The sequence below is a fragment of the Allobosea rubneri genome (assembly GCF_032464875.1).
GTDB classification, from domain to species: Bacteria; Pseudomonadota; Alphaproteobacteria; order Rhizobiales; family Beijerinckiaceae; genus Allobosea; species Allobosea rubneri.
This window is the reverse complement of the sequence record NZ_JAWDID010000132.1, coordinates 1-1,000: the sequence shown is the minus strand read 5'-3', so window position 1 is coordinate 1,000 and position 1,000 is coordinate 1. Positions and strand designations below refer to the sequence as shown.

At 65.9% G+C, this 1,000-nt stretch carries 1 protein-coding gene and 1 other annotated feature; the gene reads left to right on the top strand.

The window, feature by feature from the left end:
• Positions 1-961 (top strand): IS3 family transposase (locus tag RKE40_RS29595; RefSeq protein WP_316021728.1); only part of this gene is annotated, 961 nt, incomplete at its 5' end.
• Positions 14-130 (top strand) — a sequence feature (AL1L pseudoknot). It overlaps the preceding gene by 117 nt.
• Positions 962-1,000: the final 39 nt, after the last annotated feature.

Here is a 1,000-nt window from a genome sequence, read left to right as displayed (position 1 = left end):
TGCGCAAGGCGTCGGCGTATTTTGCCCAGGCGGAGCTCGACCGCCGACACCGGTCATGATCGGCTTCATCGACGATCACCGCGGGGCCTATGGGGTCGAGCCGATCTGCAAGGTGCTGCCGATCGCCCCGTCAACCTACCATGAGCATGTTGCCAAGCGGACCGATCCCCGGAAGCTGTCGGCTCGGGCGAAGCGGGACCTGGAGCTGAAGCCGCAGATCGAGCGCGTGTTCGGGGAGAACTTTGAGGTCTATGGCGCGCGCAAGGTCTGGCGGCAGATGTTGCGCGAGGGCTTCGCCGTTGCCCGGTGCACGATCGAGCGCCTGATGGCCGAGCTCGGCCTGCAAGGCGTCATTCGCGGCAAGCCGATCCGCACGACCGTCCAGGACAAGGCCGCGCCGTGCCCGCTGGATCATGTCAACCGGGTGTTCCACGCGCCGGCGCCCAACCGGCTCTGGGTCTCGGACTTTACCTACGTCTCGACCTGGTCTGGTTTCGTCTACGTCGCCTTCGTGATCGATGCCTATGCTCGGCGGATCGTCGGTTGGCGGGTGAGCCGAACGGCCCATGCGGGCTTCGTGCTCGACGCGCTGGAGCAGGCCCTGCACGAGCGACGACCGGTCCACCGTGGCGGCCTCGTGCATCACTCCGACAGGGGCTCTCAGTACGTCAGCATTCGCTACACCGAGCGCCTCGCCGAGGCCGGCATAGAGCCTTCAGTGGGCAGCGTCGGCGACTCTTATGACAACGCTCTCGCAGAGACGATCAACGGACTCTACAAAGCCGAGCTGATCCATCGGCGCGGGCCGTGGCGATCCTTCGAAGCCGTGGAGTTCGCGACGCTGACCTGGGTCGACTGGTTCAACAATCGCCGGCTGCTGGAGCCCATCGGCAACATCCCGCCGGCCGAAGCCGAGGAACGCTACTACGCGATGCTGGACGGGCCAGCCATCGCAGCCTGACCCAAACCAAACGACCTCCGGCGAACCCGGGGCGGTTCA